Source organism: Pseudomonas sp. LB3P93, from assembly GCF_054898025.1.
Genome location: NZ_CM142713.1, coordinates 4,139,664 through 4,153,130, shown reverse-complemented (window position 1 = coordinate 4,153,130; position 13,467 = coordinate 4,139,664). Strand labels below are relative to the sequence as shown.

Below are 13,467 nucleotides of genomic sequence, written 5' to 3'. Positions count from 1 at the left end.
AAGCCGTGCCAACTTTTAAAAAACCTTATAAATCAACGCTTTAGGTTTTTGTCGGATTTTTCCTTCAGACAAAACCAGACAATTTGTTTCCGTGTTACTCGCTTGTGCCCCACATTCCAGACGCAGCGGTAACACCCGCACGCCTCACTGTGCGCTGCGAGCCTTGGCCACGCGCGAACCGGTGGGTCGCCCCAGCACGGTGCAAATCTGTTGACCGGCCAAAATCAAAGCGTCCAGATCAATGCCGGTCTCGATGCCCAGGCCGTTGAGCAGGTAAACCACGTCTTCGGTGGCCACGTTACCGCTGGCGCCCTTGGCGTAGGGGCAGCCGCCGAGGCCGGCGATGGAGCTGTCGAACACCGCGATACCTTCCAGCAGGCTGGCGTAGATGTTGGCCATGGCCTGGCCGTAGGTGTCGTGGAAGTGCCCGGCCAGTTTTTCACGCGGCACCTCGGCCGAGACCACCTCGAACATCTCGCGGGTCGCGCCAGCGGTGCCGGTGCCGATGGTGTCGCCCAGGGAGACTTCATAACAGCCCATGGCGTAGAGCTCGCGGGCGACCCGGGCCACTTGTGCAGGCTCAACGTTACCTTCGTAAGGGCAGCCCAGCACGCAGGACACATAACCGCGCACGCTGACGCCATGCTGTTTGGCTGCGTCCATGATCGGCACGAAGCGCTCCAGGCTTTCGCTGATCGAGCAATTGATGTTGCGTTGGGAAAACGCTTCGGAGGCTGCCGCGAACACCGCGACTTCCTTGACCCCGGCCGCAATTGCATCCTCAAACCCGCGCAGGTTGGGGGCGAGTGCGCCATAGGTCACGCCCGGTTTGCGCTGGATCTGCGCAAAGACTTCGGCGGATCCGGCCATTTGCGGCACCCACTTGGGCGAAACGAAACTGCCGACTTCTATATAGCCGAGGCCTGCGGCAGTCAGCGCATCGACCAGTTGCACCTTGTCGGCAACGCTGATGGGTTGGGCTTCGTTTTGCAGACCGTCGCGAGGACCGACTTCGACCAGGCGTACGTGAGTGGGTAGGGACATGGGAATCGACCTGTGCTGACTGTCTGAATGTTCAGAGAACCCTGTAGGAGCGAACTGTGGCGAGGGGATTTATCCCCGTTCGGCTGCGAAGCAGTCGCTAAACCGGTGAATTCGGTTTATCTGAGACACGTGGTCTCAGGTTTTAGGGGCCGCTTCGCGACCCAACGGGGAAAAATCCCCTCGCCACAGTTCGCTCCTACAGGTATCCGGGGTGTTTATTGAACGGGTTGTTGGCTCTTGATCGTCTGCTCCAGCGCCTGGGTGCAGCGCTCCTGCGCCGTGTCCAGTTCCAGCTTCATCTGCTCGATGTCGAGCATCTGCTGCTCCAGCTGTTCGCGGCGCTCGGCGATCTTGCTCAGCATGGTTTGCAGCTGTTTTTGATTGCCGCCGGTGGGGTCGTAAAGTTCGATCAGCTCGCGGCACTCGGCGAGAGAGAAGCCAATGCGCTTGCCCCGCAGGATCAGCTTCAGGCTGACCTTGTCACGGGGCGTGTAAACGCGTTCCTGGCCACGACGCTCAGGGCTGAGCAGGCCTTGCTCTTCATAAAAGCGAATGGCCCGCGTGGTGATGTCGAGCTCGCGGGCGAGGTCGGAAATGCTATAGGTCTGGCTGCTCATGGAAGCGCTCGAAAAAGGTCATGGCGCTAAGCTAATGGCAGGTTGACGTTTACGTCAAGGGGCGCTGATCTTTAGTGTTGCCGCTGGCCTCATCGTCGGAACGCCGCCCGGAGCAAGCCCGCTCCCACAGGTATAGCGCGATACCTGTGGGAGCGGGCTTGCTCCGGGCGGCGTTCCGACGAAGAACGATAACGCGGTGCAAAGCCCTACACCTTATCGAGCTTCTTCTCATGCGCCGTCACTTGCTGGCACAACTCGATCATCTGTTCGCGCATCCAGCGGTTGGCCGGGTCCTGGTCGGTGCTTTCGTGCCAGTAAAGGTGAGTTTCCACCGGCGGCACGTCGTTGACCGGCAGGTTCACCGAGTACAAGTCATGGCGGCGTGCAAAGCGTTCCGGCACGGTCATGACCATGTCGGTCTGCTGCAACACCTGGGACGCCATCAGGTAATGCTGGGAACGCAGGGCAATTTTGCGCTGGATGCCCATTTTTCCGAGAGCCAGGTCGACATGGCCCAGGCCGCTGCGGCGGCTGGAAATATGGATGTGCGTCAGCGACAGATAATCATCGAGGGTGAATTTCTCTTTACCCGCCAGCGGATGGCCCTTGCGCATCGCACACACGTAACGGTCTTCCATCAACTTGACGTGGCGCACTTGCGGGTCAGTGTTGAGCGGCGCATCGACGGCGAAATCCAGACGCCCGGCCGCCAGTTCCTTGGTGGTCTCGCGGCGCTTGGACAGAAAACTTTCGATGATCACCGTTGGCGCCAGGCGGCGCAGGCGCTGGAACAGCGGCGGCAGAATCACCGCTTCGGTCAGGTCGGTCATGCTGATGCGATACGTCTTGACCGCCTGCAAGGGGTTGAAAATCCGGCTTTCCTGCACCGACACCCGCAGCAGGGAGAGGGCGTTACGCACAGGCCCGATGATGTTTTGCGCCATCGGCGTCGGCACCATGCCTTGCGCCGTACGCACGAACAATGGGTCGTTGAAAGTCTCGCGCAGGCGGGCCAGAGCGTTCGAGACCGCTGGCTGAGTAATGCCGACAATCTGCCCGGCGCGGGTCAGGTTGGCTTCGGTGTAGATCGCGTCGAAGACGATGAAAAGGTTGAGGTCGACCTTGCTCAGATTCATTGCGCTGCACTCTTATTGTTGGGTCTCAATCACCCGATCATATATCGGTGATGAATGTTAATACACGCCGAGAATAGGCTAGGTAAATTTTCGTAGCTGTTCTAGCATCGATTGCATGACCTAAACAACCTCTGCCCAAGAAGGTATCTGCTCATGGATTTCGCTTATTCGCCCAAGGTTCAGGAACTGCGTGAGCGCGTGACCGCGTTCATGGACACCTACGTTTATCCCGCTGAAGCGGTGTTCGAGCGCCAGGTCGCCGAAGGCGATCGCTGGCAGCCGACCGCAATCATGGAAGAGCTCAAACTCAAGGCCAAGGCTGAAGGGTTGTGGAATTTGTTTCTGCCTGAGTCCGAACTCGGTGCCGGTCTGACCAACCTCGAATACGCGCCACTGGCGGAAATCATGGGCCGTTCGCTGCTCGGCCCTGAGCCCTTCAACTGCTCCGCACCGGACACCGGCAACATGGAAGTGCTGGTGCGTTACGCCAACGAAGAACAGAAGCAACGCTGGCTCGAACCGCTGTTGCGCGGCGAGATCCGCTCGGCGTTCGCCATGACCGAACCGGACGTGGCTTCGTCCGACGCCACCAACATGGCCGCCCGCGCTGTGCGTGATGGCGACGAGTGGGTGATCAACGGCAAGAAGTGGTGGACCTCAGGCGCCTGCGACCCGCGCTGCAAGATCCTGATCTTCATGGGCCTGAGCAATCCGGACGCGCCACGCCACGCTCAGCACTCGATGATTCTGGTGCCGGTGGATGCCCCAGGCGTGAAGATCGTTCGTCCGTTGCCGGTGTTCGGCTACGACGACGCGCCTCACGGCCACGCCGAAGTGCTGTTTGAAAACGTCCGCGTGCCGTACGAAAACGTCCTGCTGGGCGAAGGACGCGGCTTCGAAATCGCCCAGGGTCGCCTTGGCCCGGGCCGGATTCACCACTGCATGCGTTCGATCGGCATGGCCGAACGTGCGCTGGAGTTGATGTGCAAACGTGCGGTGAGCCGCACCGCGTTCGGTAAGCCGTTGGCACGTTTGGGCGGCAACATCGACAAGATCGCCGACTCTCGGATGGAAATCGACATGGCACGCCTGCTGACGTTGAAAGCGGCGTACATGATGGACACCGCCGGTAACAAGGTGGCGAAGAGCGAGATCGCACAGATCAAGGTCGTCGCGCCGAACGTGGCCTTGCGGGTGATCGACCGGGCGATTCAGATTCATGGCGGGGCAGGGGTTTCCAACGATTTCCCGCTGGCCTACATGTATGCGATGCAGCGCACCCTGCGCCTGGCCGACGGCCCGGACGAAGTGCACCGCGCGGCGATCGGCAAGTTCGAGATTGGCAAGTACGTGCCGAAAGAGATGATGCGCAGCGGGAACTAACAGTTATGTGGCGAGGGAGCTTGCTCCCGCTGGACTGCGCAGCAGTCCCCTGCTTTTCAGGAGTAAGGAGGGCCGCTTCGCAGCCCAGCGGGAGCAAGCTCCCTCGCCACATTTGTCCTCATTTCAACTCAATACACCCAAACCTCAACCCGCCGATTCTTGATCCGCCCTTCATCCGCACTGTTCGCCGCCACCGGCATCTCGGCGCCAAAGCCGCGAATCTCGCGAAACACCACGCCGTTTTTAACCAGTTCCCGCCGCACCGCCATCGCCCGCAGTTTCGACAACAGGTCGGCACGCGCCGGATCGCTCTTGGCATCGCCGAACCCCACCAGCGTCACCTGTCGATTGGTTTTGTCGCGCTGCTTTATATAGTCGAGTACCCGCGACAGGTCTTGTCGGGCCTTGTTGTCCAGCGTCGCGCTGCCTTCCTCAAAACGAAAATTCACCGACAGCCGCAGCGCATGGCGGCTGAGCGCCTGATAACCCTCGGGCATCAATGCGTTGGGCGTGACACTCATGGCCTGCACGGTCTGCGCGATAAAGCCGTTGTCCGCGACAATCGCCTGGCCTTTGTTGCTTTGCGCAAACGCCACGAGCGCTTGCGCCCAAGGATTTTTCCCGTTTGGCGGCAGGTAAAAGAACAGCCGTCGGGACAGCGGATAGTCCTCCGTCGCAATCAGGCTATTGAGCGGCAGCATGGCCTGGGACTGGCCGTCGGCAATCGCCACGGCTTTGGCCTGTCGCACATAAGGCAAACCGATAAAACCAATACCTTGCGGATCCTGGCTGACAGCGTCGGACAATTGCTCGCTGGATTCGAAGCGTTTCGCGGCGCTATGCAGCGTTTTCCCACGTCGACTGAGGACCAATTCCTTAAAGGTGTCGTACGTGCCCGATTGATCATCCCGCGCATATAGATGAATCGTCCCACCACTGCCGCCGAGTTCTTCCCAGGTTTTGGCTTCACCGCTGAAAATTTGCGCCAATTGTTCGGTGTTGAGTTGATTCAGTGGGTTTTGCGGATGAAGGATGATTGCCAGCCCATCGATGGCGATGACTTGCTCGGCGCCGGGGCTTTTAAAGTCACCCAGGGTTTTGAGGTCTGAGCGTTCGACGTCCTTGATCGGGCGCGAGGAGGCGGCGAGGTCGGCGGAGGACGTTTTCAGGGCGCTGAACCCGGTGCTGGAACCATGGGCCGCGACTTCCACCACCACTCGGCGTCCCTGAACGGTTTCGCCGACGATGCGTTGTTCGTTGGCTTTGTCCGGGACTTCACTGTGGACCTTGAGCAAGCCCTGTTCGCGCAACAGTCCTTCGACCAGCGCCGGCCCCAGCGCGGCGCCGATGGTGTTGGAGCCCTGGATGCGCAGGACCGGGCCGTTTTCGGGTGTCGGCAAATCGCCCGCCGACGCCGTCAATGGCAAAAAGGCGCACAGCATCAACAGGAACAACATGCGCAGCGTCATGCCGGCACCTTATTTGGCCAAAGGAAGTGCCGGGAGAATAAGTCAGTAAGATGTCCGAAAGATGACAGTGACCGTTCCTACGCTCTGCGTGGGAATACCTCAACGGACGCTCTGCGTTCGGCTCTTGAAGGGACGCGGAGCGTCCCGGGCTGCATTTCCACGCGGACGGTTCGACGCCTCGACGTGGGAACGATCAGCAAGAAACGATCAGCTCAACTCAAGCCAGATCGGCGCATGATCCGAGGGTTTTTCCATCCCGCGCAGTTCGTAGTCCACGCCCGCATCCTTGACCCGTGGCAACAACCCGTGGGACGCCATGATCAGGTCAATCCGCAGCCCGCGCTTGGGCTCGTCTTCAAAGCCGCGGCTGCGGTAGTCGAACCAGCTGAAACGGTCGGCCACGTCCGGGTTCAAGTGGCGGAAACTGTCCACCAGGCCCCAGTTCTTCAAGCGGGCCATCCACTCGCGCTCTTCCGGCAGGAAGCTGCATTTACCGGTTTTCAGCCAGCGTTTCATGTTGTCCGGGCCGATGCCGATGTCGCAGTCTTCCGGTGAAATGTTCACGTCGCCCATCACCACCACCGGCTGTTCATTGCTGAACTGGCTTTCCAGCAATTGCTGCAGGTCGCCGTAGAAACGTTCCTTGGCCGGGAACTTGGTCGGGTGATCGCGGCTTTCACCCTGTGGGAAATAGCCGTTCATGATGGTCACCGGCACGCCATTGGCGTCGGCGAACGTGCCCCAGATGAAGCGTCGTTGGGCGTCTTCGTCGTCGGTGGCGAAACCTTTATGCAGCGCAATCGGTTCCTGGCGGGAGAGCAGGGCGACGCCGTAGTGGCCTTTCTGCCCGTGGAAATACACGTGATAACCCAGCGCCTGCACCTCGGCCAGCGGGAACTGGTCGTCGTGGACCTTGGTTTCCTGCAGCCCGATCACGTCTGGCTGGTGCTTTTCGATCAGCGCCGCCAGCTGATGGGGGCGAGCGCGCAGCCCGTTGATGTTGAAGGAGACGATCTTCATGGTCGGCAGTCCTGGCAAAAGGGCGATGCTAGCTGACCTGTAGGAATCGGGCCAGTGTTGAGGCAGGGGAGTTACCTTGTTCTGTCAGATCTGTATTGGCAGTCAGGGCCTCTTCGCGAGCAAGCTCGCTCCCACAAGGTTCTCGAGTGAACACAAAATTTGTGCACGCCACAGAACCTGTGGGAGCGTGGCTTGCCCGCGAAGAGGCCAGTCCAGTCGATGAAGATCCAGCCTTGGTCTATACCTGTGGGGGGAACTGTAATACCACCCAAAGGCTCGTACCAATAAGAGCGCCGCCATTTTGAGCGACGCCCCGGGGAGATCTACCGTTATGCCCGAAACCTCGACCGCCATTGCCGATATCCACATGCTCGACAGCGGCTACGCCCACGAAGCGCGCTCCCTGCTTTACCACGCTTACCGGCACGAACCGACCTTCAGCTACCTGTTCGAGGCCGAACGTCCCGGCTATGAACATCGTGTGCGGGCGACGGTGCGCGAGTTGGTCAAACAACACTTTCTTCAGGATTTGCCGGCCATCGGCCTGCTGGTCAACGACCGCCTGATCGGCATCGCCCTGATAGCCCCACCGCAACGTCGGCTGGGCATCACTGAAAGTTGGGCCTGGCGTCTGCGCATGGTGCTCAGCACCGGTTTTCGTTGCACCCGCCGCTACCTCGATTACCACGCCGCCGTTTCGGCCTGCGTGCCGTCCGATTCGGTGCACGTCCTGCCGTTGCTGGGGATTCATCCGCAGTTCCAGGGCAAACACTTCGGCGAGCAACTGCTGCAAGCGGTACACAACTGGTGCGCCGTGGATGAAACTTCCCAAGGCGTGATCCTTGATACCGGGAATCCTCGTTATCTTGAGTTTTATAAGCGCCAGGGCTATGAGGAAATTGGCGAGGTCGCCGTAGGACCGATTCGCGAACACGTGTTTTTCCACGCCAATCCCCAGGTGTTACAAACAGCAACGGCTTAAAGGTAAAACTTTCGGTAGAACTTTCACTGCATGCCAGGCTCTATCACGCTCCCACGCTCGTGATAGCATCCGCGCCTATGAAGTTTCCAGGAAGAATTACCAGTGGCGTGCTGATGCTGTTCACCAGCTGCGCGGCACTGGCGCAAAGTGAATTGGATGTGCGGATCAAACCGTCCAACGATGAACTGAAAGCCAATATAGAGGGCTATATCGGCAGCCTCGGCGATCGTGACGAAGAAGCCTTGCTGCGCTTCAGTCGTGGCGCCGAGGAACAGGCGCGCAAGGCCGCCCAGGCCTTGGGTTATTACCAGCCGCAGATCGACAGCGACGTGAAGGGCGGCAAGACGCCGCGCCTGATCCTCAACATCGATCCCGGCGAGCCGGTGCATTTGCGCAATGTCACGATTCGCATCGACGGCCCGGCGGCCTCCCTCAAAGCCTTTCGTGTGCCCAAAAGCGCTGCGCTGAAAACCGGCGCGGTGCTAAACCATGGCCGTTATGAAGACGCCAAGAAACTGATCCAGAATCAGGCCTCGCGCTATGGCTTCTTCAGCGGCCACTTCACTCATCAGACATTGTCGGTAGACCCGCGCGCCGGTGTCGCCGACATCGACCTCGTCTATGACAGCGGTCCGCGTTATGCCTTGGGCAAGGTCAGTTTCGAGGGCGATACGCCATTCGACGAAGACCTGCTGCGACGCATGGTGCCGTTCAAGGAAGGCGCACCTTACGACTCCGAACTGATCGCCGAGCTCAACCAGGCGATGCAATCGAGCGGCTATTTCGAAAGTGTGCGGGTGGATGCGGCACCGACGGCGTCGAAGAACGATGTGATCCCGGTCGACGTCAAACTCGAAACCCGCAAACCACGGACCATGGGCCTGGGGCTTGGTTATTCCACCGACGTAGGTCCCCGGGTCAAGGCCAACTGGACCCGGCACTGGGTCAACCCACAGGGGCACAGTTATGGCTGGGAGACTGAAATCTCGGCACCACGGCAGAACGTCGGGGTGTTCTACGACATCCCCCTGGACCCGCCGCTGACCGACAAACTGCGCTTCGCCGGCGGTTATCAAAACGAAGAGATCGCCGACAAGGACTCTCTCAGCAAACTCCTGACCGTCGGTCCCGAGTGGCACAGCAAGTTGCCCAGCGGCTGGCAGCGTGTGGTGTCGCTCAAATGGCAGCGCGAGGAATACCGGCTCGGCGACGACTCGGGGCTCAGCACGTTGCTGATGCCCGGCGTCAGTTATTCCTACCTGAAAAGCGACAACCGCATCGACCCGCACAACGGCTATCGCCTGGAATTCGAGACCAAAGTGGCGAAGGAAGGCTTGGGCTCGGACAACAACCTGGTCTATGGCACCGCATTGGTCAAAGGCTTGACCACGGTCTTCGATAAACACCGTTTCCTCGGTCGGGTGCAGGTTGGCGGCAGCGCCACCAACGGCTACAAGTCCGTGCCGCCGTCATTGCGCTTTTTCGCCGGTGGCGATCAGAGCGTGCGCGGCTACGACTATCAGAGCCTGTCCCCGGAAAACTCCGAGGGCGACCGCATCGGTGGTCGCTACATGATCGCCGGCAGCGTCGAGTACCAGTACTCGGTCGCCGAAAAATGGCGGGTCGCGACCTTCGTTGACCAGGGCAACTCCTTTAATACACTCGAACTGCCGAACCTCAAGACTGGCGTCGGCATCGGCGTGCGCTGGGTTTCCCCGGTAGGGCCGATTCGCCTCGACCTGGCCCACGCGATGGACGACGACGGCGGCATTCGACTGCACTTTTCCATGGGGCCTGAGCTGTGAATCGTGGTTTGAAAATAACGCTGCTGGCGATTCTGGCGCTGCTTGTGCTGGTCGTCCTGACCGTGACCTCAGTACTGGGCACGGCCACGGGCAGCCGTTGGGCGCTTGGCTTTGTGCCGGGTCTGACCGTGGAGAATTTCCAGGGCCGGTTGGGCGGGCAGTGGAGTGCCGATCATCTGCTGTGGCAGCAGGACACCAGCCGGGTTGAGCTGAGCAAACCGATATTCGCCTGGTCACCGCTGTGCCTGACGCGCATGACTTTGTGCATCGAGCAATTGAAGGCCGATCAGGTCAGCCTGCAATTCCCGCCGGGTACCGAAGAAGCAAGCAGCGGGCCGATCACGCTCCCGGATTTGAACCTGCCCTTGGCGATCGAACTGGGCGATGTGCAGGTCGGCAGCCTGCTGTTCAACGGCAGCGAAGAACTCAAAGGCTTGCAACTGGCCGCGCACTGGACGGCGCAAGGGTTGCAGATCGACTCGGTGAAGTTGCAGCGTGACGAGCTCAGCCTGAACCTGTCCGGCCTGTTGCAACCTTCCGGCAACTGGCCGCTCAAGGCCGAAGGCACGTTGACCCTGCCAGCGCCCGAGCCTTGGGCGTTGGCCCTGAAGGTGGACGGCGACCTGCTGAAAACCCTGAACCTGAAAGCCGACAGCAGCGGTTACTTGAACGGCCAACTGACCGGCGAATTGCAACCGCTGGTGGACAACCTTCCGGCCAAAGTACGGATCACCGCCGACGGCTTCAAACCCAGCGCCGATCTGCCGGACACGCTGCAACTCAATCAACTGGAACTCACCGGCGACGGCGACCTGAAAAACGGTTACCAGTTGCTCGGCAAAGCTACATTGCCCGCTGAAAAAGGCCCGGTCGCGCTGTTGCTGCAAGGCAAGGTCGACGCCAACGGCGCGCAGATTGCCGGCCTCGACCTGACCGCCAACGACAAGCAAAACCTCAAGCTCACCGGCAACCTCGACTGGAGCAAAGGCCTGAGCGCCGACGCGAAGATCGACTGGCTGGATTTCCCCTGGCACAGCCTCTATCCGCTGATCGACGAGCCAGAAGTTGCGTTACGCCGCTTCAATGGTGAAGTCTCCTACACCGACGGAAAATACATCGGTCACTTCAACGCGGCGCTCGACGGCCCGGCAGGTGCGTTCAGCCTCAACAGCCCGTTCAGCGGCGATCTGACGAAAATCTATCTGCAACAGATTCAACTCGAAGCCGGGCAGGGCAAGGCCGTCGGGCATCTGAACCTGCAATTTGCCGATGGCATAGCCTGGGACACTGCGCTCGACCTGTCGGCGATCAACCCTGCGTATTGGGTCGCGGAGTTGCCGGGTACGCTGGCCGGACCGTTGCGCAGCCAAGGCGAGATGAAGAATGAAAAACTCAGCCTGACCGCCGACCTGGACCTGAAAGGCAAACTGCGCGGGCAACCGGCGGTGATCCAGGCCAAGGCCGATGGTGCTGGTGAACAATGGAACCTCAACGCGCTGCAAATCCGTCTCGGTGACAACAGCATCACCGGCAAGGGCAGCCTGCAACAGAAGCTCGCCGGCCAGATCGACATCAAGCTGCCACGCCTGGCCCAACTCTGGCCGCAATTGCGCGGTCAGCTCAACGGTCGCGTCGATGTCGCCGGTACGCTGAAGGCGCCGCAAGGCAAGCTCGGGTTGCAAGGTACGCAACTGGCCTTCGAGGACAATCGCCTGCAAAGCCTGAACCTGGACGCGACCCTCGACGGCGCGCAACGGGCGAAAATCGACCTCAAGGGCAGCGGCATTCAGGCTGGCGACACCTCGCTGGGCACGCTGACGGCCAGCGGTCAGGGCGATATCAAGAACCAGAAACTCGCCCTCGACCTGCAAGGACCGAAGCTGAAACTGGCACTCGGCCTTGACGGTTCGCTGGACAAGGGCAACTGGCGCGGCCGCCTGGTCAGCGGTGATATCCAGGCCGGCGGTCAGGACTGGAAGCTGCAAGCCCCGGCAAAACTTGAACGGCTGGCGGACGGCAAGATCAACTTCGGCGCCCATTGCTGGATGTCCGGCCCGGCCAGCCTGTGTGGCGAAGACCAGCGCTTGATGCCGGAGCCGAAGCTGCGTTATCACCTCAAGCAATTCCCGATTGAAAGCCTCGCGCAATGGCTGCCGAAAGATTTCGCCTGGAAGGGCAAACTCAACGCCGACCTGCAACTGGACCTGCCGGCCAGCGGCCCGAACGGCCAGATCAGCGTCGATGCCAGCGGTGGCACGTTGCGCATGAAGGAAAAGGATCATTGGCTGGACTTCCCGTACCAGACCCTGAAACTCACCAGCAAACTCACGCCCAAACGCATCGACACCGACCTTAACTTCGTCGGCGGCAAGCTCGGCGAGCTGATGGTGCAGGCGCAAATCAATCCGCTGCCGAAAAACAAACCGCTCGTGGGGTCGTTTCGTCTCAGTGGCCTGGATCTGTCGGTGGCGCGGCCGTTTGTCCCGATGGTCGAGAAACTCACCGGGCGCTTGAACGGCAGTGGCACGCTCTCCGGCGATCTGCTGGCGCCGCAGGTCAACGGCAATTTGCTGCTCAGCGACGGCGAAGTGTCCGGGCCTGAATTGCCGATGGAGGTGCAGGGCTTGCAGGTTCAAGCGCTGATCGCCGGGGAAACGGTGCAGCTGAACGGTGGCTGGAAAAGCGGCAAGAGCGGGCAGGGCAGTCTCAGCGGCAACATCGCCTGGGGTCAGGCGCTGGTGGTGGACCTGACGCTCAAGGGCTCGCAGTTGCCCGTCACCGTCGAACCGTACGCCAAGCTCGAAGTGGCGCCGGACCTGAAGATCTCGATGAAGGACGACAAACTGGCGATCGCCGGCAAAGTGTTGGTGCCCAAGGGCGCGATCACCGTGCGCGAGTTGCCGCCGTCGACGGTCAAAGTCTCCGATGACACGGTGATCGTCGGCCAGCAGACCGAAGAGGGCAAACCGCCGCTGGCCATGAAGATGGACATCGACGTGGTGGTGGGTGAGGACAAACTCAGTTTTGCCGGGTTTGGCCTGACCGCCAACCTGCAAGGGCATGTGCACATCGGCGACAACATGGACACCCGCGGTGAGCTCTGGCTCAACGATGGGCGTTACCGGGCATACGGTCAGCGTTTGACGGTGCGGCGTGCGCGGCTGCTGTTCGCCGGCCCGATTGACCAGCCGTATCTGGACATCGAAGCGATTCGCCAGACCGACGACGTGATCGCCGGGATTCGCCTCAGCGGCAGCGCCGAGCAGCCGACCACGCAGATTTTTTCCGAGCCGGCGATGAGCCAGGAGCAGGCCTTGTCCTATCTGGTGCTGGGGCGTCCGCTAAGCACCAGCGGTGAAGACAACAACATGCTGGCCCAGGCGGCACTCGGGTTGGGCTTGATGGGCAGTTCGGGGGTGACCGGCAAATTGGCCAACGACCTGGGGATCCAAGATTTCCAGCTCGATACCCAGGGCAGCGGCAACACCACCAGCGTCGTGGCCAGCGGCAACATCTCGGAAAAACTCAGCCTGCGTTATGGCGTTGGCGTGTTTGAGCCGGCCAACACCATTGCCTTGCGCTACAAGCTGAGCAAAAAGGTCTACCTCGAAGCCGCCGGCGGCGTGGCCAGTTCGCTGGACATCTTCTACAAGCGGGATTTCTAAACCCGCATTTCCCTCCGAAACCGAGTCGCTCCCATCGCGGGCAAGTCGGATCGCCGCACCGCCGCTCCCACAGGTTCAGCGAGATCCTTGTGGGAGCGGGCTCGCCCGCGATGGCGTCAGAGTGTTCATCACAGAAATCCGCGTCACTGATCGTTCCCACGCTCCGCGTGGGAATGCAGCCCGGGACGCTCCGCGTCCCTTCCAAGCCGAACGCAGAGCGTCCGTAGAGACATTCCCACGCAGAGCGTGGGAACGATCAGTCTTCAGCCATTTATCAGCTAAATAGCAAGCATCCTAACTATTACGTTGACATTGGCTGCCTAGGCAGTAACATCTCGACATACAT

9 protein-coding genes are annotated in these 13,467 nt (G+C 60.4%); 4 read left to right on the top strand and 5 right to left on the bottom strand.

The features are described 5' to 3' along the window. Positions 1-144 precede the first annotated feature (144 nt). The 3 genes from ACYZT8_RS18810 to ACYZT8_RS18800 all read right to left on the bottom strand — a co-directional run bounded on the left by ACYZT8_RS18810 (position 145) and on the right by ACYZT8_RS18800 (position 2,797). Complete coding sequence (locus tag ACYZT8_RS18810; RefSeq protein WP_461974950.1) at positions 145-1,044, bottom strand: hydroxymethylglutaryl-CoA lyase; 900 nt, start codon at positions 1,042-1,044, stop codon at positions 145-147. A gap of 215 nt (positions 1,045-1,259) precedes the next feature. Continuing rightward, positions 1,260-1,661 carry a MerR family transcriptional regulator gene (locus tag ACYZT8_RS18805; RefSeq protein ID WP_461954812.1) on the bottom strand — a complete coding sequence of 134 codons (402 nt, stop codon included), beginning with the start codon at positions 1,659-1,661 and terminating at the stop codon, positions 1,260-1,262. 206 nt (positions 1,662-1,867) lie between these two features. Next, positions 1,868-2,797 (bottom strand): LysR family transcriptional regulator, encoded by a 930-nt coding sequence (locus ACYZT8_RS18800; protein WP_008148497.1) that lies wholly within the window; start codon positions 2,795-2,797, stop codon positions 1,868-1,870. Positions 2,798-2,950: 153 nt separating this feature from the next. Between ACYZT8_RS18800 and ACYZT8_RS18795 the strand changes: the two genes are divergently transcribed. Beyond that, the gene (locus tag ACYZT8_RS18795) at positions 2,951-4,180 is read left to right on the top strand and encodes an acyl-CoA dehydrogenase (protein ID WP_461954811.1); all 1,230 of its coding nucleotides are present in this window, start codon (positions 2,951-2,953) and stop codon (positions 4,178-4,180) included. A gap of 128 nt (positions 4,181-4,308) precedes the next feature. Here the strand turns inward: ACYZT8_RS18795 and ACYZT8_RS18790 are convergent, their stop codons facing one another. Then, positions 4,309-5,649, bottom strand: coding sequence for a substrate-binding domain-containing protein (locus tag ACYZT8_RS18790; RefSeq protein ID WP_461974948.1), 1,341 nt, complete (start codon positions 5,647-5,649; stop codon positions 4,309-4,311). A gap of 207 nt (positions 5,650-5,856) precedes the next feature. Further along, entirely contained in the window at positions 5,857-6,669 is an 813-nt protein-coding gene (gene xthA / locus ACYZT8_RS18785) for an exodeoxyribonuclease III (protein WP_461974946.1), read from the bottom strand. A 331-nt stretch (positions 6,670-7,000) separates the two neighbouring features. Here xthA and ACYZT8_RS18780 point away from each other — a divergent pair, with 331 nt between their 5' ends. The 3 genes from ACYZT8_RS18780 (at position 7,001) to ACYZT8_RS18770 (ending at position 13,121) form a co-directional block, all read left to right on the top strand. Further along, complete coding sequence (locus ACYZT8_RS18780) at positions 7,001-7,651, top strand: GNAT family N-acetyltransferase (RefSeq protein WP_461974944.1); 651 nt, start codon at positions 7,001-7,003, stop codon at positions 7,649-7,651. A 77-nt stretch (positions 7,652-7,728) separates the two neighbouring features. Next, positions 7,729-9,456, top strand: a complete 1,728-nt coding sequence (locus ACYZT8_RS18775) for an autotransporter assembly complex protein TamA (RefSeq protein WP_461974942.1) — start codon at positions 7,729-7,731, stop codon at positions 9,454-9,456. Beyond that, positions 9,453-13,121, top strand: a complete 3,669-nt coding sequence (locus tag ACYZT8_RS18770) for a translocation/assembly module TamB domain-containing protein (RefSeq protein ID WP_461974940.1) — start codon at positions 9,453-9,455, stop codon at positions 13,119-13,121. The genes ACYZT8_RS18775 and ACYZT8_RS18770 overlap by 4 nt, the downstream gene beginning before the upstream one ends. Positions 13,122-13,467 lie beyond the last annotated feature (346 nt).